The organism is Chryseobacterium ginsenosidimutans, assembly GCF_039536845.1.
GTDB lineage: Bacteria > Bacteroidota > Bacteroidia > Flavobacteriales > Weeksellaceae > Chryseobacterium > Chryseobacterium ginsenosidimutans_B.
The window spans coordinates 1362824-1388147 of sequence record NZ_BAAAZJ010000003.1 but is presented as its reverse complement, the minus strand read 5'-3'; the positions used below and the strand labels follow the sequence as shown (position 1 = coordinate 1388147).

The following is a 25324-nucleotide window of genomic DNA, read 5'->3' as shown; positions in this document are numbered from 1 at the left end:
TCAAAAAGTTAAGAAGTCTTAAAAAAGAATATAGTTATTAACAATGTGTTAAAAGGCTTGTTTATACAATATCTTTTCAATATTTTCGTTGATAAATTGTGGATAAATATTTCCCGTAATTTTAAATATTTAGACCTGATTTTCAGGCTTACACGTATTAAAATTTAAAATTAATGAAATCAAGAAAAATACTTTTAGCGGTTGCTGTCATGTATTTCGGAATCTCCGATGCGCAGCAGTCTCAGTACTTTACACAACAAGAAAACTACAGATTCAATCTAGCCGAAAATCTTTATCAGACCAAAATATACAATGCTTCTCAATACGAATACGCAAGACAGTATTTCTATAATCAGAATTTGTCGAGGTCGAGAAAAGAAGCTGCGCAGTTTTTTGATAATGTGATCGGGGTTATTCTTCAGAAAAATCATGCTGAAGAAGGTTTAACTGCCTTCATGAAAGAATATCCGAATTCTGCCTATTTTGCTCAGGCAAATCTTCCGCTGGCTGATTATTATTTAGCTAAAAAAGATTTCCCGAAAGCATTGGAAACTCTGAAAAAAGTGAATCAGTATCAGCTTTCCAAAGAAGAAAATACACAATATATCCTGAAACTGGGTTATGCTAAATTCATGATGGGTGATTCCAAAGGCGCAACTGATGCATTGGAAGAAGCTTACAAAACAGCGGATGAATCTCAGAAAGGCGATATTGCTTATATGTTGGGACATTTGTATTATTCGAACAGACAGAACGATAAGGCTTTCAAATATTTTGATTCTGTAAAAGACCAGCCAAAATATTCTAAGCTGGTTCGTCCTTATTACGTTCAGATGTACTACAATGATAAGGATTATGACAAGGCAATTTCGGAAGGAACCGCTTTGTTGAATGAAGATATTTCCGATTCTTATAAAGCTGAAGTTCACAAGATTATTGGTGAAAGTTATTTCATGAAAAATGATTATACTTCAGCGTATCCTCATTTGAAAGATTATCTGAGTGTTCAGCAAAATCCGTCTGAAAATGACTTATATGAAATGGGATTTGTTGCAGCTCAGCTTAAAAAATATGATGAAGCGGTTTCCTATTATAATCAATTGCTGAACAGCAATTCCGCTTTAGCTCAAAATGCTTATTATCAACTTGGAAATGCTTATTTGGCAGTTGGTAAAAAGCAGGAAGCTCTTTCGGCGTTCCGCTCGTCTTATCAGATGAATTATGATCCGAAGGTTAAAAAACTGGCTCATGAACAATATGCAAAATTAAGTTACGACATCGGTAACCCTTTTGAAAGTGCATCAACAGTTATTCAGAATTATATTAATGAAAATCCTGATGATGCCAATGGAGCAGAAATGAGATCACTTTTGGTGAAATCTTATCTGTATTCGGGTAATTACAAGGAAACATTAAAAGCGATTGACAGGCTCAAAACTTCTTCTCCTGATATCGATAAAGTAGATCAGGAAGTTTCTTATTTATTAGGAACTGAAGAATTCAACAAAGGAAATTATGATGAAGCTGAACAGTATTTCCTTAGAAGTTTAGGGTTTAATATTAATAAGGAATTTAATAACAGGGCCTTATATTGGTTGGGTCAGGTTTATTATCAGAAAGGAAATTATCCGTCTGCAATTGTTCGTTATGAAAAGTTGCTTTCCGAAACTTTCCCCGAAAAACAGCAATTGCCTTACGATTTAGGATATGCATATTTTAAATCTAAAAAATTCGATCAGGCTGAAACGTATTTTAAACAATATCTTACGAATCCGAAACCTGAGTTTAAAAATGATGCAGAGCTTCGTCTGGCAGATATTAATTATGCCAATAATAATCTGAATGAAGCGATTGCGATCTATGACAAAAACGAAGATGCAACGGATTATACTTTATACCAAAAAGCAATGGCTTTAGGATTTAAAGGCGATACTCAGGCAAAAATTACCAACTTAAAAAATCTTTTATCGAAATATCCGGGTTCTGATTATCTGGACGATGCCCAGTACGAAATCGGAACAGCATATGCAGATCAGGATGATTTTGCCAACTCGAATGATTTCTTTAACAAAGTTATTAAAACTTCATCCGATAAAGATTTGGTAGCCAATGCTTCAATTTACAGAGCTCAGAATTATATTGATCAAAATCAAAGCGATAAAGCGTTATCTGAATTAAGAATTCTTGGAGATCAGTACAAAAATACGGCTTATGCAGAAAAAATCGTTCAGGCAGCAAAACCAATTTTCACGAAAAACGGTGATGTCGCAGGATATGAAAGCTTTGCTAAAAATATTGGTGTAAATGTTGATGCTGCTGAAATAGATGAGATTAATCTATCAACAGCAAAACAATATTTCACGAAGAAAGATTATAAGAATGCAATTTCTTATTACGAGAAATATTTAACTCAAAATCCGACAGGAGAAGGGCTTTATCAGGCTAAATATGAACTTGGTGAAAGCTATTATCAAACAAAAAACACAACAAAAGCATTGTTGGTTTTACAGGAAGTTGCAGGTGTTCAAAATGATTATCAGGATGATGCACAAACCCGTTTGGCTCAAATATACATTGCGCAGGGAGATAATGCAGAAGCAAGAAAATATTTAGAAAACATCAAAAATTCTTCAGACGTTAACGTTAAAAATTATGCGAATGTAGAATTGATGAAGTTATATGCAGATGAAAAGAATTTCTCTCAAGCTGAAAAATTAGCGGATGCAGTAATTGCGAACAATAAAAATTCTGCGGCGGTAATTGAAACGGCAAAAGTAATCAAGGCGAGAAGTCTTATGAATTCAGGAAAAGACAAAGATGCGCAAACAGCGTATACTTCTCTTGAAAAGTCTTCCAACACATCGGTTGCGGCAGAAGCTTTCTATGCAAAAGCATTCTATCAAAACAAAGCAAAAGCCTTTAAGTCTTCTAATGAAACGATTTTCAAACTGGCAAATAATTATGCTTCAGAAGAATATTGGGGTGCAAAAGCCCTTGTTCTGATGGCGAAAAACTATGTAGGCTTGAAAGATAATTATCAGGCAAGTTATACTTGTGACCAGATCATTGAAAATTATAAAGATTTTCCTGATATTGTTGCAGAGGCTAAAGAAGTAAAAAAACAGATTAAAAAATAGGTTAAAATAATGGACATTAAAGTTTTAACATATTCTTTTCTTGGAGCTGTTTCTCTGTGTAGCTGTATTCCTGCGTATAATGTTTCGAAAGAATACAGAAGTACAAAAGCAGAATCTTCAAAACAGAAAATCTTTGTTATCAATAAAGATCTAAAGCAAGAATTTGATATTTTAAAACATTCGGAAATCTATGAAATAGTTGAGGACAGCAGCAATGTCGCAAAACTTCAGTTACTTCCAATGAATATTTACACTCCTTCATGCGGAAACGCAATGGCGGGGAGCATGCTTACATTCGGATTATTACCGGCCAGATTTCCCTATTATATTTCCTATAACTATAATATAACAGAACATAATACAACGAAAAATCATCAATACAAATTAGAAGTTTATCAGAGCCTTTGGCTGTTTAATATCTTCAGATTGGGCAAAACTTACAACAAAGAGGCTGGGAAGGCTTTATTGGGCAATTATATAGCTTCAAATAAATAATTCCACTGTATATTTTTCAAATAAAGAAAATATGAACAAGAAAATTCAAATATTATCTATATTATTCTTAGGGATTTCGTCGGTCGCGTTTTCCCAGATCAAAGAAGAAAAACTGATTCTTAATAAAAAAAGAGAACCGGAAGTAAAAAAGATCGAAAAAAAGAAAACTTCGGTAGAAACCATTAAAAATTATCCGCCGGAGGAGAAATCTCAGAATCCCGTGCAATACAATATTACGGACGTTCCTGCGGTTTCGGATTTCAAAACTTCAACGATTCAGGGACAGGACGTAACTCCGAAGTTCCAAGGATCAACTCAGAATAATTATCTGCAATTCGGAATGGGTAATTATGGAAAGATCTTAGGTGATGCTAATATTTCGAAAACGTTACAAAATAAAATCGAAGTTGGAGCCGATGCCCATTTTCTTTCTACTCAAGGTCTGAAAAAAGAATATCCTTGGGATTCCAAGCAAAGTTCCACAACATTGGGAGCTTTCCTTAATTCTTACGGAGATAAAGGAAAATTTAATTTAAATGCTGAATATGGCCTAAACAGCTATAATTATTATGGTATTTATGTACTGGAACCGGGAGATGTAGATTTGGATCAGAGGGTAAACCAGTTTAAAGTAAACGGTTACTACGATTTCTATTCTAATGAAATTCTGAATGATGTGAGAGTAAAATCTTCATTCTTAAAAGACCATTTTGATGCTCAGGAAAATCAGGTTTCCGTATTGGCGAATTTATCAAAACATGCTGTTGAAATAGGAAAATCAGGAATTAATCTGAATGCCGATTTAGGTGTTGGCTTAGAAGCCGTAAAGAGTGAATTTGCAATTAGAGATAAAAATACTTCGAACTTTGTTAATACGAGTTTGACTCCGAAAGTCACTTTCAGAAAAGGAGAATCTTATTTGATGTTAGGTTCATCATTTTCGTTCCTGAATTCAAAAAATCAGAACGATCTGATGGCTGGGCAAATGAAAAACAATAAAACCTATTGGTTTCCACAGGCAGAGTTTCAGTTTGCCGCAGCTCAGGAATTCAAATTTTATGGAGGAGTTGACGGAGGTTTAAAACTGAATACTTATTCTGATTTATTACAACAAAATCCATTCATCGTTTCAGATCAATATTTGAGACCGACAGAAACTAAATATCATTTTTATGTAGGTTTGAGGGGTGATATTGATGAAACTTTCAAGTACGATGTTTCCGCAGGATACGGAAAAATGAAGGATATTATGTTCTTTAAAGCAAATGATTTATTTGATAATAATTTCACATTAAACCGATCTGCATATAACTTTGCAAATACTTTCTCCGCAATCTATGATGATGGAAATGTTGGAGACATCAAAGGAAGCTTACAGTATTTTCCTTTAGCGAATCTGGTATTGGATGGAGAAGTGAAATTCACCAAATTTGATTTGAAAAACTATGAAGATATTTACAATGTTCCATTGCTTACGGCAAGTATCGGAGCAAAATATACCATGCTTGATCAAAAATTATTGCTTGGTTTCAAGGGGATTTTTGCAAGCGACAGAACGACGAATTCATTTATGATTGAGGGAGTTGGGAGTCCGATGATGTACCAGTCTACTGAGAACACCAATGATAAAGTTGGTGGTTATGCAGACTTAAACCTTTCCGCAGAGTATAAAATTCACAAAAATTTCAGTATTTTCGCACTCGGAAACAATCTTCTAAGCTCAAAATACCAAACGTACAAAGGATATAAAGTTCTTGGAGCACAGGTTTTGGGAGGGGTGAAGATTACGTTTTAGAGTAAGAGAGTTTTAGAGTAAAGGAATATTTGCGTATTTAATAGTCATAAACCCTAAAACTCTCCCACACTAAAAACCCAAACCGGCTGCATAGTTTAATGGATAGAACTTCGGATTTCGGCTCCGACAGTGAGGGTTCGAGTCCTTCTGCGGTCACAATGGTAAATAAACAACCTGCTGTTTTACAGTGGGTTGATTTTTTTTTAAACCTTTATTTTGTATTTGGTCAAGGTTTTGGTTAAGGCAAATGTGATAAATGGAATAATATGTGGTGAAACCATGCGACAATTAAAATTAATCTCTAAAATAATTTTCTTGTCTTTGTTCGATCACTCTCATAATTCAATAGCAATGCAGGTCTTACAGGAATCAGTAAAACGGCTACGAAAATATCGTATTCTTTTTCGGAGAACAAAATATTTTTTTTGAGAATTATTTTTCCAGAATCAAAATCCGTGATGCCGGTATGCCCTTAAAAAAGTCAATTTTCTTTTCACCAAAAGGAGGGCGGATTTATACATAGACCTTAACCCTTCTATTTTTTTAAAAAATTTTAAAGTAGTTAGTTACTGAATAAACTCGGACAGTCTCCGAACGTACCTCAATTTTCTCGCTTTAAAATTAAATCCGGTATAATTCATACCATTTTGATAGAGATAAGGCTTAAAATGACACAACGTATAGTGTGAAAAATACAAATGCAATCCTTGCTTAATCGACATTTTACCAAGCAAAAATTAAAACATTGTAAACAGCTTATCAATGTAGGTTTAAAGCTATTTACAAGGTCTTAATTTTGTATAGATATAAATGATTTATTATAGATAATGAGATATAGAAAATATGTACCATTATCTTGCTCGGTGAGTAAAAATAAATTTTTCTATGTAATTAGATTCAGAAATATTATTTTATGTGCATATCTAAATGAATTGAATTTAATTTATTGATTTACAGTTGTTTGTATATTTTATATAATTAATAAATATAACTTATATATTTAATATTAATGCAATGCGTATATTTAAACTTTATGTAACATTTTATAAAAACTCTCTTATGAAAAAGTTTCTATATTATCCAAATTTTGAACCACCAAATAATGAATGGCTAAAATTTTCACTTTTATACTTAGATAAATTTGAAAGTATTATTCCTTATAATCGCCAACACTTAATAAGTGATGAGTATAAAGAAGTTCATGAAAAAACAGATCTTGTTGATTTTTTTTCTCCAGAATATCATCATGGAGAAACGGCTTCTTTTAGTGCAATAAATGAAGCGTCAAACATCATGAAAAGAACATATGACTCAAGTTTTCTTTTTAATAGGATAAATATTTTAAGAGATTGGAAAAATAAACAAACATGGGATTATCAAATTTATGGAGAGAAGTTTCCATACTCATGGCTTAAATTTTGTGAAGATGAAAAAATAGGAGAACAAAATGATGACGGAATTATATTACCAAGAAGCTTAGCATTTCTTTATATGACACACTTAGCGAGAGAAATTGCTAATGACAGAAATAGTAATATAATTACGGATAACATGGATTATGATAGATATACTAGTTACTCAAAAGTGAGTCCCTCCAATATAAAAGTAAAAAACAAATTTATTCAAGGAATTATTAAACTAAAAGTTCCCAAAGATATAAACGCTATACCTTTTAAGCAATTGATAGATTTTAGGAATAAAAATAGGGAGCTAATTAAAGTATTTAATGGTGAGATTAATTCTGTTGAACAAATGATTGGAAATGGTTTAACAGAACAACAATTTATTGATAGCTACAATAAATCTTTAACGGAAATAACAAAAGAAATATTAAAGTTAGGAGTTGATACTGCAACTATTCCTTTAGGATTTTATACATTGGCACAAAACTCTATGGCATTAAATCAAGAATATATAAAAGAAATATTGACTGGTCTAAGTATTGTTGGAGGCGGATATTATGGAATTAGGAAAACACTTTCAGATACTTACCAAGAAAGAATGTGTAAAAAGTATATTACACGTTTAAGTCAGTTAAAATAAAAATATCATATAAGATTGCATTGACAAAATGCAAGGTGAAATGACTTTGAGTGAACACTAATTTTTGTTTAAATAATAATTCAATTCATGGATACATTCTTGACGTACTCAGATTTTTCTTCCGGTGATGTTAGACAAAATTAAAATCGCCAATGAAACTACCCCTGCAATATTTTAATTCTAATTCTTCCAACCGTCCTCTTTTTATAGCTTTCTTTGCAAGATAATTGAAAAGAGTTTCTGCGATTTTTTGCGGGCCTACCATCCGCGAGTTATTCAGGTAAATAAACAGAGCAAGGTCGGATAACTTTTTAGGAACTCCCGAGGTACTTGCCAAACCGTCTTTCGCAAGTCCTTTCAGTATCAACAGTGCATTTTCAAAGTTCTTATTACCGGGGCTTATGGTAACTTTTATCAGACAGTCATCATTTGAGGTGTTATGGAAATAATGCTTCTCATTAGGTTGTATCGTTACAATATCACCTGTTTTCTTTTGATAAACCTGATTTTTTAGTCCAACTTCCAATGTGCCTCTCACTATTTCGAACGTCTCTGAAAAAAGATTGTGGTAATGCCAGGGCGTCTTTTCACCTGGCATGATGTTATACTCAATAGTGCTGTCCTCATTGGTATCTACTGAGCGAATGACTTTAGCAAAGCCAGTGTTGTCAGTCTTTTTTACATTATTATTTCTAAGGAAAAATATGCCGCAGAAAAAGCAGATGATAATAGCAGAAATGTGCGGAATGGCCTGAGCAAACCCATTATAATCTTTACTTAAAACGATAAACATATCTATCAGTGGGATTACAGTACCCAGCAACAAAGTCAACCCTAATGCTTTTGTTTGTTTACTTAGCATCAGAATGCAGATAAGCAAACCTGTAAAGAGGTCACGGATACCTTTAATGTAGTGAAAGGAATAGTCATGCTGTTCGTTGAAATTGATTCCGTAACCGGCTTCAGCAATTTCCGGGGAGATCATAAATCTCGCTCCAATAAAAATTAATCCCAACCCTGTTAGGAAAGCAATCGCAATAAAAATATTCTTTGCCATAATTGTATTGTTTAAATTATGAAACAAAGTTCCATAGACCTGGCTCAGAATTAATGCACCCAAGTTAATAAATCACCTCAGATTTGAAATTCTTTTACGGATGCGACTAAGTGACTGAGGTTTCACCCCAAGATAAGATGCGATATGATACTGTGAGATCCTCTGCTGGAGGTCGGAATGCTTTTTTATAAACTGTTCATACCTATATTCAGGCGTATCCGTATAAAAGGAACTGAGATCCTGTAAAGTCTGAATAAACACCTGCTCGATGACAAGCCTCCCAAACCTTTCTCCTTGCCTGATTGACTGATAGAATGTCTGCAGGTCATTATATGAAATTTGAAGGATTTCGCAGTCCTCTAATGCCTGAATGCTTTTTGATGAAGGTAGTTGTGGTATAAAGCTCTCATTGTTGCAGATAAAGTCGTTTTCTTTCGCAAATGCATAGGTTTTATCCTCCCCGTCATCATTGATATAATACCGCATAAGTCCATTTACTATAAAACCGACATGCTTACAAACCTGTCCCTCCGCTAAAAAGAAATCCCCCTTCTTTATGCTTTTCTCTTTAAACAATAAGTTTATGGTATTTATCTCTACAAGGTCTAGGTCTATCAAAGATTGGATACTGGTAATTAATCTATTTGTCATTGTTTTATTCTGTATTCAGGATAGAAAAATGCTCATTACACTTAAACAAATATAATCTATTTATTGTATTGGTCATTAGCCGTCATCCATTACACCAGACAGTCCATCACCACTCAGGAAAGTCACTGACCTCCAATTCATGCCATTTAGTTCCACTGCACAGTAATCTCTGACAAGCTCCCCCACTTTCAATTTTTTGACCTGAAAATTTACAATATGCAAGGAGAAGACAACCTACATGGTCTAGCCAAAATCATGGCATTTATGCGTGCGGTCAGTACCATTTTGATTTTTTCTTGAGCGGGAATGGACCTGAAAGCAATTTAAAATATATTCTTTCCTTATCATTGAGCGAAAATCCATTGGCAGTGATGATCTCCTTTAGCTCTTTTAACAGTTCTGTACTTTCGGTCAATAGTGCTGAATAGCCGTTAGCGATTGCCGTCAGTTCTTAAGCATTGAAGTTGAGATCATTGATCATCTTACTGAAATTGGTGACGTAGATCTCTGAGACATCGCCGACAAGCAGAATGGTCTGCTGCACCTTACGGGCATCTTTGACTAGATTGTTGATAGCCTTCAGCTTGTCGTAATATTCCCTTTCTTGTTCGTAGACTTTCTTCACTTCGTTGAAATTTTTAACGACATTGGAAACCGTTGATGGAAAATCTAATATTCTAGCCTAATAAAGCAAAGGCAATTATATACTTGAATAATATATAGATCATAATGTTTAACGAAATTCTCAATGGATCAGGCACAATAGATTAGTTCTTTGTTAGCATCAATTTATTGCAGCTACTTTTGTAGTAATCTTTCTCCTTTTTAAGACTTCCGCAATAGGTAAGTTCGGCAAAGAGAAATTAACCATCTCGTTTTAACAGCATTACTTTTAAGAATTTACATTATATACTATTCTTTAACTATATTTCTGTACCATATTTATTATTTTTGTTAAATGATTGATACGCATTCCATTGATGTTTATGCTCCACAAATTGCGGAGGTGAAAGATCCTTCAGGAGGATTTTTTACAGTTGCCAATTTAGGAGAATTTTCTAAAGAGAGTCTTGATGCAACTAGCAAATATAGCAGGAGGGATTTTTATAAAATATCGCTGATCACCGGTGATGCCTCGTATTTTTACCAAGGGATGGAATATAAAAATAAAAAAGATGAATGGTCCTTAGTATTTACTAATTGTGAAGTCCCTTACCGATGGGAAGTTCACGATGGAGTCTGTAATGGCTATGCCTGCATGTTTACTGAAGACTTTCTGCCATTACATACTTTTCTACGTCCTGCAGATTTAATCGTATTTAAGAATGAGGGCCAATCTGTATTCAAATTGAATGATGAAGAGGTTGCACACTTTAAAGTCATTTTTGAAAAAATGTTTGAAGAACAGTCTTCCAGCTATGTTAATAAGTATGATTTACTATTCCTCTACGTCTTAGAGTGTATCCATGCCGCACTAAAATTGCAGCCTAATATCCATAATCGAAGTCAATCGGCGGCTTCACAATTGGCTCAGTCCTTTAAAAGATTATTGGCAAGCCAGTTTCCTATTGTTTATCCCAATAACATTATGACATTATGCACTCCGAAACAATTTTCCGACAAACTAGCCGTACACACCAATTCTCTTAACAGAGCACTGAAAGAGGTCACCGGAAAAACTACAACACAGTTAATCAATGAAAGAATCATTCAGGAAGCAAGAGCTTTATTAGCACATTCAAATTTGAGCATTTCGGAGATAAGTCTTAGCCTTGGATTTGAGGAACCTACCCATTTTACAAGAACATTTCGAACACTTACCGGGCAAACGCCTACACTCTTCCGTTCATTGATTGATAATGGTCATTTTTAGTTTGAAATAGGTCTATATTCCTTGTGATCAGCTGCTAAATTTGTATTGTAAATTTTAATATAATACATATGAAAACTTGGTTTATAACCGGCACATCGACCGGACTTGGTAAAGTTCTAACTGAAAAGCTTCTGGCGAAAGGTGATAAAGTCATTGCTACGGTACGCACTAAAAATGCTCTCGAAGATTTAAGAACAAAGTATCCCGATACTTTATCGGTCTCAATACTCGATGTGACAAATGTCGATCAGATAAAAAAAGTTGTAGATAAGGCATTTAGCGATGCGGGGACTATTGATGTTATTGTCAATAATGCGGGATATGGATTGTTCTGCTCGGTTGAGGAGGCTACTGATGAACAGATCGATCATCAGATCCGAACGAATATTATCGGCTCGGTGCAAGTGATCAGAGCAGCCTTACCACATCTAAGAGCACAAGGCCACGGAAAAATCTTACAGCTTTCCTCGGCAGGAGGTCAAACTACATATCCCAACTTTAGTTACTACCATTTAACCAAATGGGCTGTTGAAGGATTTTGTGAAACTATCGCACAGGAACTTTTACCATTCAATATTGATGTTACAATTGTGGAGCCAGGTGCGCATTCTACTTCTTTTGGGTCTAACTTGCAAACAGCCCCGATCATAGAGGATTACAATAAAACGCCTGCCGGGGATGTGAGAAGGGCTATTGAATCAAATACATTCCCTATTAATAATGATGTTGATATAAGTGTTCAAGCAATTATACATTATATTGATACTAACAAGCCATCATTAAGACTTACCCTGGGAGGTGATGCTTATCGTGATATAAGAGCTTCTTTAGTTTCCAGGTTAGAGGCTCTTGATGCACAAAAAGAGATTGCATTAGCAAGTGAAATAAAGTCATAGTCTTATAAAAGGATTTAAATATTTTTTAACCAATACTTAATAAAAAATCAGATCGAGGTCTGATTTTTTTATAGTGATCCGTTAATGCCTTTGCAATGAAATCCTCCTTTGTCATCCCATCTATAACATAAATTTAGTATAGTGTACTATTGTTGAATTTTTTTATAGCGTTTCCTGGAAAATACCAACAGAACAACATTTACCATATGGTAAAAAATGAGGTGTGTCGACAAGCATTTAAAGCCCCTGAAATATTTCAGGGGCTGAAATACTACTCTTGTCAAAGCAGATTTTCCTGCGCCGCCTGATGGACTGTTCGCACTGAAGCCTGAAAGCCCAAACTGCGGGCCAGGGATGCATCGGCATGCAGGTACCATGGGTTTGTAAGCGGTTCTGCTGACGGGCTCATGGGCTTCCCAACAAGTTGCAACAGTTCGTATAATGTCGTTGGAGCCTCATCAGCGATATTGACCACCCGGCCATCCATAATTCCCTGCAAAGCCATCGTGATAGCAGTATAAATATCCCGATGATGGATGGTGCTCATACGCATCGCCGGATGAAAGTTGGCAGCAACTACATGTTTAGGCAATTCTTCCAGGTGGCCGTCACCATCCCCGTAAACAAATGGAAAGCGGAGAACTGACCAGTTCAGCCCGCTTTCACGTAACTCCTCTTCCGCGGCAACTTTACTGGCCGGATAGGCATGCTTCGGGTTAAGCGCATCGTCCTCCCGGCCGGGGTGCGGATTGTTCATATCATAAACGTGGCTGGTACTTGCAAAAATGAAGCGGGCATCAGGGGCATTGCTTTTTACAGCAACAATAAGGTTGCGCGTGCCCTCCAAGTTACTTTTCCAGATCAGGTCTGTGTCCGGTGAGCGGAACACGGCTGCCAGGTGAATGATGGCTACTGCATCTTTCACCGCTTCTGCCAGAGATGCCGCATCAAACAAGTCGCCCTCTAGAGCTGCTACTCCGGAAGCGACCGCTTTACCACGTACCAGTGCAGTACAATTATATCCTGCTTCAACAAGGCGGGGCAAAAGTCTTGAGCCCACTAAACCAGTCGCCCCGGTTACCAATATTTTACCAAATGGTCTGTCCATAATTATATTATTTTAGACAAAGGTGAGAGTAATGCAATAATAAAGGTCGGACAAAAACCGCTTTTACAAAGACAAATCCTGATAAAAGCCAACTACCGTTTTGCCTGTTACTTTTTTAAATAGACGCGAAAAATACCCGGGGTCGTTAAAGCCGAGCTCAAAGGCCAGTTCTTTTACCGAAGTATTTTGGTTATAATATATTCTGCGTCTTGCTTCGGTGATCAAGCGGTCGGTGATGAATTCTTTAGGTGAAAAGCCCGACTGCTGTTTCACGACCCTGTACAAGCAATCTGTGCTTACGGCCAGCTTTTCTGCAATCTCCGTTATGGCAGGCTGATCAGTGAGATGATCTTCTACAAATAGCTTGAACCCTAAAAATGTATCCAAACTTCCTCTTGCGTGCTTTTTATGCAGTGCAAAATAGGCGGTGTTTATTTCCGTAAGCAGGCTGTTCAGGTAAGCCAGGATTAGTTCCGGATCGGTATCGGCAGTACGCAACAGTTCATTTAAGATTTTAAAAGTATTCCAAATCCTTAATGCCACATCGGGTGATAAACCGATTTTTTGCCGGTTCAGGGGGTTAAGCAAAAAGGGAAAGTTTTTTGGCAACCGGGACAGGCACTCATCGTCAAACCCCAATTTATAATAGTCGGCGTCATGACCGCCTGAAGCCAGTTGCCTGATCTGATGTGGCAAGGCAAAAAATAGCTCATTTTCACCTACCTCGATCGTTTCTCCATCAATAACCTCACGACTGTTCCCGTGCAGCACGAAAAGAAAGAAATAGTAAGGCAGCCGCTCAGCAGAACCGTATTGAACTGCCGACTCCGGTGATATACGGCCAAACTCCGGTGTAACGATACGTATAGGAAGACCTTTGTTCTGGCTCAGGTTTTCGGGAAAGGTGTTTCTGCGCATAATTCTTAATAATCCTTATTAAGCAAAGTTAACCAATTAGTCTTTATTTATGTGTTAAAAGTGAAGTTAGAGTTATTCCAAACTCTTTTTTAAACGCCACAGAAAAGTGGGACAAGGATTCAAAACCGAGTTCAAGATAAACATCAGAAGGTTTCCTACCCTGATTTTACACAAGAATGTAACCCTGCTGCTGACGCCTGCGCACCAACCACCGACTAACACTTTATATCATTCTTAGGATCGCTACTACTCTACTATTTTACTTCATTATAGTTTAGACTTTTTGGGAAGAGGGGTGTGATTCCCCTACGGACTACATTTCGTCTTAATTGAATTACTAAAACACTGAAAATTATACGATTAGCCAGGTTTTGTCTTTTCAGAGGTTTTCAACATCTTGTTCTGTTTTAACTGCCATGCTAATTTTGTTTAACCTAATACAATTATTATGTGTACAAATTATTCGATTCTATTTTATCTGAAAAAACCAAAAAACTACATCAGCGGTCCGAAACCAATTTACATGCGTATCATTGTCGATGGCCTCCCATGCGAAATATCAACAGGGAGAGATTGTGATCCGTCGAAATGGAACTCAAAAGCAAACAGAGTATCCGGAACTAGAGAAGAAAGTAAGTTGCTCAACAATTATTTGGAAACATTAGAACACAAAATTGCAGATATTCATTTGCAATTCCTCAAGGAAGGAGTGGATGTTACTGCTGAAAGTTTAAAAAAAAGATTTCAAGGCAAAGACATCACGAAACACTTCCTTCTTGTAGAGTTTTCTGAGCATAATAAAAAAATGAAAGCACTAATCGGAAATGGCTACAAGCCTAACACTCTTAAAGGATATAGGACATTTAACGAGGTTTTTAATTAAAAAAATGAATTTCAAAGACACTGATATCGCTAAAATCGACCTCTCCTTCATTGAGAATTACGAATTTTATCTTAGATCTGATTTAAAAAATTCAGCAGTGACAGCAGCCAAGTCAATTAAACATTTTAGAAAAATAATTAACCACTGTCTAGCTCACAAATGGATTAAGGATAATCCGTTTGCTTTCTACAAAATAGTAGCAAAACCAAAGGAAATGGAGTTTCTTACAAAAGAAGAACTTGCAAAAATTGAAAATAAGCCACTTACAATTAAAAGGATTGAGCACGTCAGGGATATCTTCATATTTTGCTGTTATACGGGGCTATCATACATTGATGTTAAACAATTACACACCTGCGATATTACCAAAGGTACCGATGGCAAGTTATGGGTCTTAACTAGCAGGGAAAAAACAGAAATTAATTCGAATATCCCATTGCTTCCAAATGCATTAAAAATTATTAATAAATATGCTGATTATCCGCCATCCTCGGCTAAAGGACTGGCACTTCCAGTTCTGAGTAATAAAAATATGAACAGCTATCTGAAGGAAATTGCCGATATCTGTCAAATAAATAAGGAGATAACTTTTTCACAAGGCACGCCACACGTTTGCAACAACGGTAACACTTGTAAACAATGTCCCAATCGAAACGGTCTCAAAAATGCTTGGTCACAGCAATATTAAGACTACCCAACATTACGCTAAACTTTTAGACACAAGGGTAACAAGCGACATGGATCAGTTACAACATAAACTCAACCAAGACGGCGAAGGCAAAATTAATATACCACAAAGCTAAAACAAATAGCTGAGCTGACACAAAAATCTAACTTACAATACATAAAAAATCCGAAGATCGTATCTTCGGATTTTTTATGTATTGGATCTTCATACTATGGAATTATATTTAATCCGGTGATTTTTTACTTTCTTTAAACAGAAACTTAAATTTGCTTCCATTCGTTGGATGCCACGTCGGGAAATATTCGATATAACCAAATACCAATTCAGTAATAAACTTATGGTAAGTTACAATGTTACGTATATGTGAGGCGGACATTCATCCCTGATCAACTAATCCTGTCATATTTACAAGCATTTCAAATAATTTTTTTATCTTTGTGACTGTTTAGTCAGTCACTAAAATTTATACTTATGTCAACAAAAGAACTAGTTGAAAAATATTTTGATGCAATCATCAATGGGCGGTTTGAAGAAATTTCAAAGTACCAGTCACCATCCTATGTACGTTGGATAAGCGGTGAGGGATCCTGGCCTTTCGGAGGTTTTCAGGATGAGCAGCGCATGGCTCAGATTTTCGAAATTATCAGGGAGCGCTTTCCTGATGGATTGAAAATTTCGATTAATTCCATTATCGTAGAAGGGAATAAGGCGGTAGTACAGATCCGAAATTATGCAAAAAGAATTGATGGTCGTATTTATGATAACCAAATTGTTTTTTTAATAACAGTTGAAAACGGTCTGATCACAGAGCAAAAAGAATTTCTTGATACGATAATGGTCAATGAATTATTTTGCGGGACACTTACCTAGATTATAATAATACATCCCCCATGGATAAAAAACAGCATTTGTTGGATACTGCCCTGAAACTATTTGTAGAGTTTGGTTTTCATGGTACGCCAACTGCAAAAATCGCAAAGGAGGCAGGACTCTCCAGTGGCACGCTATTTTATTTTTTTTCAACCAAGGATGAGCTGGTCACTTCTCTCTATGTTGATATTAAGGGAAAAATGACAGCTGCTATCATGGACGATATTGAAGGTGAAACATCTATAAAAAAGCTCATTGAGGGATATTTTAAGACCCCTTTATTTTGGGCACTGAACAATCCGATTGAATTCAGTTTTACCGTGCAGTTCAGTAATTCCCCATATCTGAATCAGGTGGCAGCCAAAGAAATTGACTTACATATCGCACCTTTCCTTACCATCCTTAAAAGAGGTGTAAAAGAAGGTACTTTAAAAAACATCGACCCGCAACTTATTTTTGCACTGGTGAGGGGACATACCTTCAGCATCCATCAATATCTTGCCGAAAATCCTGCTGACTTAGAAAAACAGTCTAAAATTATTGCTGAGTCATTTTTAATGTTATGGGAAATGATTGCTGTCCACAGTTAAGCTATTTGCCGGAAAAAGTTCCTGCCGGTGTGACGCGGCCCAAGTGATCAAATTGTCCATAACTGGAGCCAATGCCTTGCTGTAATCGGTAAACCGGTATTCAGTCCATGAAGGATAATCTTCCTCATGGACAACTTTAGTAATGATATGGTTTACTTCCAGCTCCTTCAATTCCTTGCTAAGCATACGGGGTGTAATGCTTTTCAGTGTATTTTTAAGGTCGGAAAAACGGTTATTCCCCTCTGCCATGGCGCGTACAATATAAAGTTTCCATTTGCCGTTCAGAACATAGAGCGCATCTTGCAAAAGACGCATTTCCGTATCAGAATATATTTTTTCACATTTCATTTCCATCTTACAAAATTAGTATATAAAAGTATATCAAACCTCAGTAGTGATCTTCTATGTCGCATCTTTGTAGAAATTAAATATCGATATGAGCATAGAAGAAAAAGTTCAGTATGCCGTGGACCGTTTCGAGATCCAGGATGTAATCACTCGTTATTCTTTTGGTCAGGACCTCCATCAGGGCGATGACCCTAATATCCTTGAAATATGGAAGGATGTCTTTACCAAGGACGCAGTTTTGGATTACAGTGCCGCTGGTAATCCGCCCACATCTTATGAGCACATGGCTGTTATTATGCGTGGTGATAAACATACCGTGGGAAATATGAGCAGCTTTTCCAACTGGCAGCATCTGGCCGGAAATCCTGTTGTAAAAATTGAAGGCAAAAAAGCGAGCGCACGTACCGATCTTTGGGCCACCCATAAAGGTAAGCTCACAGATGGTAAAATAATGCCTTCGTTGTATGTTGCAGGCGCCTTTACGGATGAGCTGGTGAAGACAGCCTATGGCTGGCGCATCAGTTACCGCAAACTAGAAATCCACTTTATGGATTTACTGCAGACCCTACCACTTCCGTCCTGATAAAAAATGGCAGTGCATAGCACCGTTAGGCCTTTGCATTGCCATTTTAATGTTTATTATAAAAAGATAAGCCGGTAGCTTCTTCTGCCAGTTCCCATAACTGCGCAGCGAGCTGCGTTGACTTTGCTGTTTCTGTGATCAAGGCAGGGGCCGGATAGCCTGAGTATTCGTGCTCACCATCAGGGCCATAATATGCCCCGCCGGTCGCCCCAGGCGATGTGGCGGCATAGAGTGCCGGCAAAGCCGCCTGTGCGGGAGGCATAGTCTCCCCAAATGCTAACATCCGCTCATCCAGTTCCTTTGGGTCAATATGTCGTTGGAGGCTTGTCCTGCTCACCCCTGGATGGGCTGCAATGGAAGCAGTCTGGTACCCCATGGTTCTTATCTGCCTGTCCAATTCCAGTGCAAAAACAAGGTCTGCCAGCTTACTGGTAGCATATGCTTGAGCAGCATCGTAACCCTTTTCCATTTTAAGGTTACTGAAATCTATGTTTTCTACCCGTTTATAAGCACCGCTGGACATTGTTACAATACGTGAGCCCGGTGTTTTAAAAAGTATTGCGGACAGCCGGGCTGAAAGGGCAAAATGGCCGAGAAAATTAACCCCGAATTGCAATTCAAACCCTTCCCGCGTACGTGTTGCAGGTGGGTACATAACACCCGCATTGTTGACAAGGATATCCAGTGCCGGGTGATGGTCACAAAAAGCTTCCGAAAACCGTTTGACCGAATCAAGGTCTGCCAGGTCAAGTGCGGCATATTTTAGCGAGCCACGACCCTGCCCGGACGACATGTGTGCTATTGCAGCCATTGTCTTTGTTTCATCCCTTGCGGCAATGGTAACATCAGCCCCGGCCACATAAAGTGACCGCGCAATTTCATAGCCAATTCCGGTATTGGCACCGGTAACAATAGCAGTTTTCCCGCTAAGGCCAGGCATGTCGGCAAGGGTCCAACTTTCGTTTTTAATTAACATGTTTCGAAATTTTTATGGTTCTTTAATCCGCTGGGTTAGCGACTAGCTTGGTTAAGGATATGATGACGCCAAAGTGCCTGCCTTCGTGTATGGCATTGGTTGCTATGGCATCTTCAATGCCTTCAATGGCAATACCTGATGGTAGATCCCATGCGGTGTAATGATCCAGCTTGCCTGAGACTATATCATCTGCCAGCTTTTCAAAAGCTTCGGAAAATACGTCCTTGATTTTTTCAATTTCTGCGTCGTTGATAAAAGCGCCGGGATGTGTATCGGGCGAAAATTGCGCAAAATAAGGGATGTCTATTGTTGGTGTAATTCCACCAAGTTGGTAACATAACATTTGTTGGGTAAACACCAGATGACCCACGTTCCAGATCAGGTTGTTTTTCATATTGGTGGGTACCAGGTTCATCTGTTCCGTACTAAGGTCTGCTATCGTTTCGAGAATACTATGCCTTACATACCTGATAAGTTCCAGTTCTTTTTCTAATTTGGCTTGCATCGCATTTAATTTTAAGATTGACAATCGATCATAATATTTTGAAGATTACCTGCGCTGGCTGCGGCATCCATAGCCTGGTGCAGTTCTGCCATCCGGAACACCTGCGGTTCTATGACATCGATGGGCAGCTGCCCGCTTTTTACCAGTTCAAGCATTTTTCTGGTGGCATCTTTGGGGTACATAAAATTGCCAATGATCGACCAGCTATTGATCATCACATAAGTATAAGGGACCGGCAGGTCTACCGCCATACTTCCCATAATAATCAGGCGGCCGCCCGGCACGAGGCTGAAAAGGGCGGCCAGCGTCGAATTGGGGTCTTTGGCATTACCAACCATATCGAAAGCCATATCCGCGCCGCCTCCACAGGCGTCTTTGATGGCCAGGGCATCTTCCTGTGGATTTCCTTTTAAGACAACAGGCACAACGCGTGGGCCTGCTTTTTGGGCTACTTCAGCTAACATTGTTTTATTCCGGCCAGTGATAATAATTTTGGAGGACCCCATAGCTACGGAAAGGAAGACAGCCGCAGAACCAAACGAGCCTGTTGCGCCATTGATGACAATGGTTTCACCTGCTGCCAGCTGGCCTTTGAGCAGGCCGCCATAAGGCACTACAAAGCGGGTCACTGCAGAGAGTTGTACATCTGTATATTGCTCAAGTCCGTCCAGTGGGGTAAGTGTTTCTGCCGGAGCGAGTACATAAGGAGCCAGCGTACCATCGGGCCAATCCAATTGGGCTAGAAGTGCTGTGTCACCGTTTTTAGTAATCCCCAAAAGGATCATCATCGGGCTCTTAACATTTTCGCGTGCTGTAATGTGGGAGGAAAGTACCACTCGCTGCCCTGGTTTTAAATGCCATACATCCTGTCCAACCGCTTCGACATAGCCAATGGCATTACTGCCCATTGTAAACTCATGGGGAGGCGGATTATAAACGGCTAATTGCCCTTCCGTATAACTTTTTAGATAGGATACCAAACCAGAAACGGCTACTTTTACCAGTACGCTTCCTGCACGTACTTCAGGAATCGGAATCTCTTTTAACTCCAGTTTGCCGCCCATTTTTTCGAGCCGCCAGGCCTTCATTGTTTTTTGAATACTTTCCATAACAAATAATCTTTTTGTTAGGGCAAAGGTAGTTTGCGACACAGTGGCGAACCAGCCCGTATCAAAGTAATTTGTACAAAAATCAAAGGATTTTACCTGCGTAAGGAAAGTGGTGTTGCCCCCGTATGTTTTTTAAAGAAATTATTGAAATGATTGGGGTATTCAAAACCAAGGCAATAGGCAATATCGGCAATGCTCCAGTTGGAGAAATGAAGCAGTGCCTTGCTTTCGGCGATCATCCGTTCTGCAATGTGGGTCCGCGTGGATTTACCAGTTACTTCCTGAACAACGGCGTTCAGGTGGTTGACATGGATGGCCAGCACAGCTGCAAAATCCTTGGGCTTTCTGAGTACTATCGGCTCCATGGGCGTTGCTATAGGATATTGTCTTTCAAGGGTGTCTAAAAATTGCCCTGCAATGCGGGATGCCGCATTCTGCTTTGTGCCATTGATTTCCGCAGGCTGCATTTTTAATCCTTCATGCATCAGCAGGTCAATAAAACTTTTCAGGCTTTCGTATTTTAAGGTATAGCCCGAATGATAAGTGGAAACAATATGCTGGAACAGGAAGCTGACTGTAGCATAGCCCTCATCCTGCAAAGTTAAAATAGAGGGAGATTCCATGCGGAATAAACTATGTAACGAAAATCTCTCAGCACGGGCATCGGTTCTTAAAAAAGCTTCCGTAAAAATAGCCCAGTAGCCTGACCGCTCTTTTTCGTCCGGCATAAAGGCATAGGGTAATAATGGATGCAGAAACAAAAGCGATGGACCGCTAATCCGGACTGATCTTTCTGGAAACGTTAACGTACCTGAATGATTGACCAGCCATATTTTATAAAAATCCCTACGGCTGTAGTCCGCCTGCGAAGGCTCGTCGGAAAACTGATAGAAAGCAGCCTTAAATGCAGGCAACTGCTCATTGATTTCGTTTCTTATATGATGGGTATCCATTATGCAAAGATACAAAAATCGAAGAATTGAGGTAGCGAAGTCCGGAAGTCATAAATCTTAGTCGGTAACAGTCTTCAGTTTCCATCGATGCTGCTTGCCCCACTTGATCATTTCCAAAATAATATCGCCAAATGAGTAGCAATAGTCTGTCACCGTATATTCTACCAAAACGGGGTTGGAGGGGATAACTGTCCGCACAATAATCTGGTTTGCCTCCATCTCTTTGAGTTCTCTGGAAAGCATGCGGGTAGTGATACCGGGAATACTGCGTTCAATTTCCCTGAACCACCTGTTGCCGTTGCAAAGGGAATTGATGATTGGCAGCTTCCATTTTCCGCCGATGACATAGATAGCATCCTGAAGTGCCTGAACCTCCTCTTTCTGATTATGGGGTTCGGAAAGAATTTCTTTCGCCTTTTTGCTTTTGACTTCAGCCACGAAATATATTTCACATGGTGGACGAATTATTTGCAGGTTCTACTGTCGCTGAAAAGGCAGGAGGTTTTGCCTGTTTTTCTGACTTCGATTGCCCTATGCCGTTATGGAAAACCTGAAGAAATAGCTAGTGTGGTTTCTTTTTTAGCCAGCCCTGACGCATCATTTGTTACTGGGACAACTATAACATAGACGGAGGAAATAATGCATAACGATAGCTCAGCGTACTATCCAAGAGCAACATATTCCGGAATTATGATTTTAAATAACGACATGCATTTGATTTGGATTTTAGGTGATCAACGTTCATCACAGGACTAGCGAACAAAAGCTGAAAGAGGTTATCCATTTTCATAGGATAACCTCTTTATTATTTCTGCATATATTTTTTACTCCTCTCAGACGGCAGGCTCGATAAATGCATACAGATATTTGACTTTTCCGTTCTCGGTCAGGAAAAAATCCATACTGTTGAGCATTCCCATTCCGGTCTGGATCTGTCCAAAAAGCCGGGCACCGTTCTGAAGCGGCTCTATGGGTTTTGCTTTTGAGAATTTATACGAAGCATCCTCAGTTATAAGTTTTCCTATAAAATCAGAAACGGCCTTCAAACCATCAAGGATAAGGTCCTTATCGTACATCTTAATATCATCTGCATAAATCTTTTCAAGAAGCTCTTCGCGTTTTTTCTGGTTTTTTTCATTCCACGCGGCAACGTGTATTTCTTGTAGTTGGTCAAATAAATTTTCCATTGTAATTATTTTTTTATGTTAAAAATGCCCTTAAGTTAACAGGGAGCGGTAGTCAAATGAAACTTGCACTTACTTAAGTGTATTCTTCAGAAATGCCCCGGTCTGCAATAAAGCAGTTTGTATTGCAGGAACACTCGCAATTGGATTTAGGAGACCATAATCGTGAATAGTGCCTGCATATCTTGTCAGCGTCACAGCTACTCCCGCCTCGTTTAATTTTCTCGCATAAGCCTCTCCTTCATCACGTAAGACATCATTTTCTGCTGTCTGGATCAAAGCCTGGGGAAGTCCCTTTAATTCTTCAAGACTTGCCTGTAGCGGAGAAGCATAGATATCACTACGTTTCGCGTTATCAGGAAGGTAACTATCTCAGAACCATTCCATCATTCCTTTAGTCAGAAATCTTCCATTGGTAAAAAGGTTATACGACTCTGTTTCAAAATCAGCATTCGTCACCGGCTACAAAAGGTCCCTTACCAATCTTCTGTGGGTTGGATAGTCGCCCAAAACCCAGCTGCCACCGTGGATAAATATAAAAACCGGAGCCCATCCTTTACGCCTTCCGGCTTAGTGATGTGGATATTAACCTCGTATCCATTTTGTGAAATCTTTTTTTCAGATTCGATTATACCACTGTAATTGACTTCCACCGAATTTTGGGCGCCAATCAGCACCTGCCGCGCATCAGCCGGACTTAAAGTTTCCAATGGTACGCCTCAGCCACTATTAAGATCTTTTAGAAAGCCCTGATCTCAGAAAATATCAACGGGTCATTTTCTCCTTTAAAAGGGCGCTTCTGATATGTGTTACTCATAAAAAATGGTTTTATTATATTTTTAAAAATCGTTTCTCGCAATTTTATCAAAAAGGTTTTCTGTGCCTTCGTCAAAGTATAAGTACTTCCGTATAATAGCCTAGAAAAGGCCTTGTGTCAAAATAATGGAAAGTACTGTGGTCCCCGAATCTTCCGGATTGGATCATTGGGATATTTTTTGCCGCCATCTCCGCAAACACTTCGTCAGTATGATATACCTTAACAGATATGGTGGATACCGATCCAGTCGAAAGTTTGAAGTGTTTCGCTGTAAGAACTTTCACCCTCGATGGGCTGTATAAGCTCAATATTTAAATTCCCCACTGCCCAAACGTTAGATCGACCACAATATCGATCGGCTGGCCTTTTCAGCTCTGCTCACTAATCTCCGCTTTGGGAAGTTTCATAAACTTTCCTGTCCCCATTGTGGTGGTTAGAAAATCAGCCGCTTTATCGATATCCCGTGTTACAAAGCCGATTTGAAACAGTCCTGCAAAAAAAGGGTTAATATTGATATTTTTAAGCATAAAATATGAATTTAATTTGAATGGACCTAAACTGTGGAATGTTTAAATGAGCCTTTGTCCTCCGTCCACATGCAGAGTTTCTCCTGTCATTATTTCATTGGTCATAAGAAATAAAATAGCCGATGCGACCTGTTCTGTCGTTGCCACACGTTTTAAGGGAAGCTTTTCTCTCATCGAATTTATAAATGCTTCCTTGCCCGACCCCAAAGACTTGGACAAAAGAGGCGAATCGGTAGTGCCAGGTGAGACCGTGTTCACACGACGTGGAGCGAGTTCTAGGGCAAGACCGCGAACCAAAGACTCTACTGCAGAAGATGCGGCTGCTAATATTGCAGTTCCCGCTCCGGGACGGTCTGCCAGCACACCTGAGGTAAAAGTAACTGATGCTTCCGGTGAGAGCTTTTCACCAAGTGAACGGATGACATACAATCCTCCCCAAATCCGTTCATCGAAAGCTTTATACAGATAATCTATATCTGCCTCCAAGATGGTTCCGGCAACAAATGTGCCCGCCAGAAGAACCAGGTGGTCGACCTTTTGAACCTCCGATAAGGCGGCTTCGATCGTTTCCTGTTTTGTAACGTCGGCAACCTTCCATTCAAATCCATTTTCGTTGGCTATCCGTTCAGTCTGATCGGGATTAAAGCCTATGATTGTAACTGTTGCTCCTTCTGCCTTTGCCTGCTTTGCCGTGGCAAGCCCAATACCCGAGCTTCCCCCGACAATCATTACATGTTTATCTTTCAAAATTTCGTTTGTTGTGTTCATTTTATTTGGTTTACTATTTTATTGTATGCATTAGGAAAACATCCCGCCATACTCAACTTTAAAAGTTATAGCGATTCTCATAAATGATAAGAAGCACTCCCCTACATAACGCGCAGGTCTATTTTTTTCCGCTTTCCTTCAGTTGATAGCTCAACGCTCCCGACGGACATTGATCAATTTGTGAAATCAATTGCTCGGAAGTAGCATTGTTTGCCTTTACCCAAGGTACTGCCTTAGGGTTATATACTTTAGGCAATAGCTTAACACAGTTGCCTGCATGGATACAGACCTCAGGTTTCCAAATAATCGTCAATTTGCCGTTAGAATACTCTTTTTCCATAATTTTTTATTTATTTCCAAATTACTTCATTGATACTGCTGTAACGTTTCGTTGACACCTGTATGGTCAATGATTATTTTGTTCCCTGACCAAACATAAGTCATCCCGCAACTATTGTTTGGTGTTCTTCTATGTAAAACATCCCCTTCTTATCATTATCGCTTTGCTTTATATCCATTTCTTTCAATTTTATATTAAACACTATCCCAA

At 38.4% G+C, this 25324-nt stretch carries 28 protein-coding genes, 1 tRNA gene and 2 pseudogenes; 14 read left to right on the top strand and 17 right to left on the bottom strand.

Features of this window, described 5'->3' with window-relative positions; all coding sequences use genetic code 11:
- Positions 1-173 precede the first annotated feature (173 nt).
- The 5 genes from ABD745_RS06585 (at position 174) to ABD745_RS06565 (ending at position 7470) form a co-directional block, all read left to right on the top strand.
- Positions 174-3137 (top strand): tetratricopeptide repeat protein, encoded by a 2964-nt coding sequence (locus ABD745_RS06585; protein WP_344826978.1) that lies wholly within the window; start codon positions 174-176, stop codon positions 3135-3137.
- 9 nt (positions 3138-3146) lie between these two features.
- Entirely contained in the window at positions 3147-3632 is a 486-nt protein-coding gene (locus tag ABD745_RS06580) for a hypothetical protein (protein WP_344826975.1), read from the top strand.
- Between the two features lie 31 nt (positions 3633-3663).
- Positions 3664-5427, top strand: a complete 1764-nt coding sequence (locus tag ABD745_RS06575; RefSeq protein ID WP_344826973.1) for a TonB-dependent receptor — start codon at positions 3664-3666, stop codon at positions 5425-5427.
- Positions 5428-5511: 84 nt separating this feature from the next.
- Positions 5512-5583 (top strand) — tRNA-Arg (locus ABD745_RS06570).
- A gap of 903 nt (positions 5584-6486) precedes the next feature.
- Complete coding sequence (locus ABD745_RS06565; protein ID WP_344826970.1) at positions 6487-7470, top strand: hypothetical protein; 984 nt, start codon at positions 6487-6489, stop codon at positions 7468-7470.
- A 130-nt stretch (positions 7471-7600) separates the two neighbouring features.
- Here the strand turns inward: ABD745_RS06565 and ABD745_RS06560 are convergent, their stop codons facing one another.
- The 3 genes and pseudogenes from ABD745_RS06560 to ABD745_RS06550 form a co-directional block, all read right to left on the bottom strand.
- A complete protein-coding gene (locus ABD745_RS06560; protein WP_344826967.1) occupies positions 7601-8527 on the bottom strand; it encodes a DUF4267 domain-containing protein in 927 nt (308 codons plus the stop codon).
- A gap of 72 nt (positions 8528-8599) precedes the next feature.
- Complete coding sequence (locus ABD745_RS06555; RefSeq protein ID WP_344826965.1) at positions 8600-9178, bottom strand: Crp/Fnr family transcriptional regulator; 579 nt, start codon at positions 9176-9178, stop codon at positions 8600-8602.
- Positions 9179-9509: 331 nt separating this feature from the next.
- Positions 9510-9854, bottom strand: a pseudogene (locus tag ABD745_RS06550) (DUF4141 domain-containing protein); the annotation flags it as partial.
- Positions 9855-10136: 282 nt separating this feature from the next.
- On the opposite strand from ABD745_RS06550, the gene ABD745_RS06545 reads away from it, so the two are divergent.
- Entirely contained in the window at positions 10137-11051 is a 915-nt protein-coding gene (locus tag ABD745_RS06545; protein WP_344826962.1) for a helix-turn-helix domain-containing protein, read from the top strand.
- 68 nt (positions 11052-11119) lie between these two features.
- Positions 11120-11947 carry an SDR family oxidoreductase gene (locus tag ABD745_RS06540; protein ID WP_344826960.1) on the top strand — a complete coding sequence of 276 codons (828 nt, stop codon included), beginning with the start codon at positions 11120-11122 and terminating at the stop codon, positions 11945-11947.
- Positions 11948-12227: 280 nt separating this feature from the next.
- Here ABD745_RS06540 and ABD745_RS06535 read toward each other — a convergent pair whose 3' ends face one another.
- The 3 genes and pseudogenes from ABD745_RS06535 to ABD745_RS06525 form a co-directional block, all read right to left on the bottom strand.
- Positions 12228-13055, bottom strand: coding sequence for an NAD-dependent epimerase/dehydratase family protein (locus ABD745_RS06535; RefSeq protein WP_344826958.1), 828 nt, complete (start codon positions 13053-13055; stop codon positions 12228-12230).
- 63 nt (positions 13056-13118) lie between these two features.
- Complete coding sequence (locus ABD745_RS06530; protein WP_344826955.1) at positions 13119-13973, bottom strand: AraC family transcriptional regulator; 855 nt, start codon at positions 13971-13973, stop codon at positions 13119-13121.
- A 43-nt stretch (positions 13974-14016) separates the two neighbouring features.
- Positions 14017-14103, bottom strand: a pseudogene (locus ABD745_RS06525) (AraC family transcriptional regulator); the annotation flags it as partial.
- Positions 14104-14421: 318 nt separating this feature from the next.
- Here ABD745_RS06525 and ABD745_RS06520 point away from each other — a divergent pair.
- The 5 genes from ABD745_RS06520 (at position 14422) to ABD745_RS06500 (ending at position 17004) form a co-directional block, all read left to right on the top strand.
- The gene (locus tag ABD745_RS06520; protein WP_344826953.1) at positions 14422-14856 is read left to right on the top strand and encodes an Arm DNA-binding domain-containing protein; all 435 of its coding nucleotides are present in this window, start codon (positions 14422-14424) and stop codon (positions 14854-14856) included.
- 4 nt (positions 14857-14860) lie between these two features.
- A complete protein-coding gene (locus tag ABD745_RS06515; RefSeq protein WP_344826951.1) occupies positions 14861-15544 on the top strand; it encodes a site-specific integrase in 684 nt (227 codons plus the stop codon).
- Entirely contained in the window at positions 15504-15659 is a 156-nt protein-coding gene (locus tag ABD745_RS06510) for a hypothetical protein (protein ID WP_344827222.1), read from the top strand. The genes ABD745_RS06515 and ABD745_RS06510 overlap by 41 nt, the downstream gene beginning before the upstream one ends.
- Before the next feature lie 356 nt (positions 15660-16015).
- A complete protein-coding gene (locus ABD745_RS06505) occupies positions 16016-16414 on the top strand; it encodes a nuclear transport factor 2 family protein (RefSeq protein ID WP_344826948.1) in 399 nt (132 codons plus the stop codon).
- 20 nt (positions 16415-16434) lie between these two features.
- A complete protein-coding gene (locus tag ABD745_RS06500) occupies positions 16435-17004 on the top strand; it encodes a TetR/AcrR family transcriptional regulator (RefSeq protein WP_344826945.1) in 570 nt (189 codons plus the stop codon).
- On the opposite strand, the gene ABD745_RS06495 is transcribed toward ABD745_RS06500, so the two are convergent.
- Positions 16975-17352 carry a winged helix-turn-helix transcriptional regulator gene (locus ABD745_RS06495; RefSeq protein WP_344826942.1) on the bottom strand — a complete coding sequence of 126 codons (378 nt, stop codon included), beginning with the start codon at positions 17350-17352 and terminating at the stop codon, positions 16975-16977. The genes ABD745_RS06500 and ABD745_RS06495 overlap by 30 nt on opposite strands.
- 88 nt (positions 17353-17440) lie before the next feature.
- On the opposite strand from ABD745_RS06495, the gene ABD745_RS06490 reads away from it, so the two are divergent.
- A complete protein-coding gene (locus ABD745_RS06490) occupies positions 17441-17935 on the top strand; it encodes a nuclear transport factor 2 family protein (RefSeq protein WP_344826939.1) in 495 nt (164 codons plus the stop codon).
- Between the two features lie 46 nt (positions 17936-17981).
- Here the strand turns inward: ABD745_RS06490 and ABD745_RS06485 are convergent, their stop codons facing one another.
- The 5 genes from ABD745_RS06485 to ABD745_RS06465 form a co-directional block, all read right to left on the bottom strand.
- Positions 17982-18911, bottom strand: a complete 930-nt coding sequence (locus ABD745_RS06485) for an oxidoreductase (protein WP_344826936.1) — start codon at positions 18909-18911, stop codon at positions 17982-17984.
- A 22-nt stretch (positions 18912-18933) separates the two neighbouring features.
- Positions 18934-19416, bottom strand: a complete 483-nt coding sequence (locus ABD745_RS06480) for a DinB family protein (protein WP_344826933.1) — start codon at positions 19414-19416, stop codon at positions 18934-18936.
- 11 nt (positions 19417-19427) lie between these two features.
- Positions 19428-20525 carry a zinc-binding dehydrogenase gene (locus ABD745_RS06475; RefSeq protein WP_344826930.1) on the bottom strand — a complete coding sequence of 366 codons (1098 nt, stop codon included), beginning with the start codon at positions 20523-20525 and terminating at the stop codon, positions 19428-19430.
- Positions 20526-20617: 92 nt separating this feature from the next.
- A complete protein-coding gene (locus tag ABD745_RS06470) occupies positions 20618-21478 on the bottom strand; it encodes a helix-turn-helix domain-containing protein (RefSeq protein ID WP_344826927.1) in 861 nt (286 codons plus the stop codon).
- A 57-nt stretch (positions 21479-21535) separates the two neighbouring features.
- Positions 21536-21916, bottom strand: coding sequence for a winged helix-turn-helix transcriptional regulator (locus tag ABD745_RS06465; RefSeq protein ID WP_344826924.1), 381 nt, complete (start codon positions 21914-21916; stop codon positions 21536-21538).
- Positions 21917-21994: 78 nt separating this feature from the next.
- Here ABD745_RS06465 and ABD745_RS06460 point away from each other — a divergent pair, with 78 nt between their 5' ends.
- The gene (locus tag ABD745_RS06460) at positions 21995-22105 is read left to right on the top strand and encodes an SDR family oxidoreductase (protein WP_344827219.1); all 111 of its coding nucleotides are present in this window, start codon (positions 21995-21997) and stop codon (positions 22103-22105) included.
- Positions 22106-22311: 206 nt separating this feature from the next.
- On the opposite strand, the gene ABD745_RS06455 is transcribed toward ABD745_RS06460, so the two are convergent.
- From ABD745_RS06455 to ABD745_RS06435, 5 genes are all read right to left on the bottom strand, one after another.
- Positions 22312-22665: a nuclear transport factor 2 family protein gene (locus ABD745_RS06455; protein WP_344826923.1), complete on the bottom strand. Its 354-nt coding sequence runs from the start codon at positions 22663-22665 to the stop codon at positions 22312-22314.
- Positions 22666-22734: 69 nt separating this feature from the next.
- A complete protein-coding gene (locus ABD745_RS06450) occupies positions 22735-22998 on the bottom strand; it encodes an alpha/beta hydrolase (protein ID WP_344827216.1) in 264 nt (87 codons plus the stop codon).
- A gap of 849 nt (positions 22999-23847) precedes the next feature.
- The gene (locus tag ABD745_RS06445) at positions 23848-24006 is read right to left on the bottom strand and encodes a VOC family protein (RefSeq protein ID WP_344826920.1); all 159 of its coding nucleotides are present in this window, start codon (positions 24004-24006) and stop codon (positions 23848-23850) included.
- A 42-nt stretch (positions 24007-24048) separates the two neighbouring features.
- Positions 24049-24774: an SDR family oxidoreductase gene (locus ABD745_RS06440; protein WP_344826917.1), complete on the bottom strand. Its 726-nt coding sequence runs from the start codon at positions 24772-24774 to the stop codon at positions 24049-24051.
- Positions 24775-24892: 118 nt separating this feature from the next.
- Positions 24893-25114 carry a (4Fe-4S)-binding protein gene (locus tag ABD745_RS06435; RefSeq protein ID WP_344826916.1) on the bottom strand — a complete coding sequence of 74 codons (222 nt, stop codon included), beginning with the start codon at positions 25112-25114 and terminating at the stop codon, positions 24893-24895.
- Between the last annotated feature and the right edge of the window lie 210 nt (positions 25115-25324).

What these genes read in the sequence shown, in the direction of transcription:
- ABD745_RS06505 (WP_344826948.1), top strand. Translation starts at nt 16,016, where the DNA reads ATGTCAACAAAAGAACTAGTTGAAAAATATTTTGATGCAATCATCAAT.
- ABD745_RS06485 (WP_344826936.1), bottom strand. Translation starts at nt 18,911, where the DNA reads ATGTTAATTAAAAACGAAAGTTGGACCCTTGCCGACATGCCTGGCCTT.
- ABD745_RS06575 (WP_344826973.1), top strand. Translation starts at nt 3,664, where the DNA reads ATGAACAAGAAAATTCAAATATTATCTATATTATTCTTAGGGATTTCG.
- ABD745_RS06580 (WP_344826975.1), top strand. Translation starts at nt 3,147, where the DNA reads ATGGACATTAAAGTTTTAACATATTCTTTTCTTGGAGCTGTTTCTCTG.
- ABD745_RS06470 (WP_344826927.1), bottom strand. Translation starts at nt 21,478, where the DNA reads ATGGATACCCATCATATAAGAAACGAAATCAATGAGCAGTTGCCTGCA.
- ABD745_RS06540 (WP_344826960.1), top strand. Translation starts at nt 11,120, where the DNA reads ATGAAAACTTGGTTTATAACCGGCACATCGACCGGACTTGGTAAAGTT.
- ABD745_RS06455 (WP_344826923.1), bottom strand. Translation starts at nt 22,665, where the DNA reads ATGGAAAATTTATTTGACCAACTACAAGAAATACACGTTGCCGCGTGG.
- ABD745_RS06585 (WP_344826978.1), top strand. Translation starts at nt 174, where the DNA reads ATGAAATCAAGAAAAATACTTTTAGCGGTTGCTGTCATGTATTTCGGA.
- ABD745_RS06565 (WP_344826970.1), top strand. Translation starts at nt 6,487, where the DNA reads ATGAAAAAGTTTCTATATTATCCAAATTTTGAACCACCAAATAATGAA.
- ABD745_RS06490 (WP_344826939.1), top strand. Translation starts at nt 17,441, where the DNA reads ATGAGCATAGAAGAAAAAGTTCAGTATGCCGTGGACCGTTTCGAGATC.
- ABD745_RS06520 (WP_344826953.1), top strand. Translation starts at nt 14,422, where the DNA reads ATGTGTACAAATTATTCGATTCTATTTTATCTGAAAAAACCAAAAAAC.
- ABD745_RS06475 (WP_344826930.1), bottom strand. Translation starts at nt 20,525, where the DNA reads ATGGAAAGTATTCAAAAAACAATGAAGGCCTGGCGGCTCGAAAAAATG.
- ABD745_RS06445 (WP_344826920.1), bottom strand. Translation starts at nt 24,006, where the DNA reads ATGCTTAAAAATATCAATATTAACCCTTTTTTTGCAGGACTGTTTCAA.
- ABD745_RS06535 (WP_344826958.1), bottom strand. Translation starts at nt 13,055, where the DNA reads ATGGACAGACCATTTGGTAAAATATTGGTAACCGGGGCGACTGGTTTA.
- ABD745_RS06435 (WP_344826916.1), bottom strand. Translation starts at nt 25,114, where the DNA reads ATGGAAAAAGAGTATTCTAACGGCAAATTGACGATTATTTGGAAACCT.
- ABD745_RS06500 (WP_344826945.1), top strand. Translation starts at nt 16,435, where the DNA reads ATGGATAAAAAACAGCATTTGTTGGATACTGCCCTGAAACTATTTGTA.
- ABD745_RS06480 (WP_344826933.1), bottom strand. Translation starts at nt 19,416, where the DNA reads ATGCAAGCCAAATTAGAAAAAGAACTGGAACTTATCAGGTATGTAAGG.
- ABD745_RS06515 (WP_344826951.1), top strand. Translation starts at nt 14,861, where the DNA reads ATGAATTTCAAAGACACTGATATCGCTAAAATCGACCTCTCCTTCATT.
- ABD745_RS06545 (WP_344826962.1), top strand. Translation starts at nt 10,137, where the DNA reads ATGATTGATACGCATTCCATTGATGTTTATGCTCCACAAATTGCGGAG.
- ABD745_RS06560 (WP_344826967.1), bottom strand. Translation starts at nt 8,527, where the DNA reads ATGGCAAAGAATATTTTTATTGCGATTGCTTTCCTAACAGGGTTGGGA.
- ABD745_RS06555 (WP_344826965.1), bottom strand. Translation starts at nt 9,178, where the DNA reads ATGACAAATAGATTAATTACCAGTATCCAATCTTTGATAGACCTAGAC.
- ABD745_RS06530 (WP_344826955.1), bottom strand. Translation starts at nt 13,973, where the DNA reads ATGCGCAGAAACACCTTTCCCGAAAACCTGAGCCAGAACAAAGGTCTT.
- ABD745_RS06495 (WP_344826942.1), bottom strand. Translation starts at nt 17,352, where the DNA reads ATGAAATGTGAAAAAATATATTCTGATACGGAAATGCGTCTTTTGCAA.
- ABD745_RS06440 (WP_344826917.1), bottom strand. Translation starts at nt 24,774, where the DNA reads ATGAACACAACAAACGAAATTTTGAAAGATAAACATGTAATGATTGTC.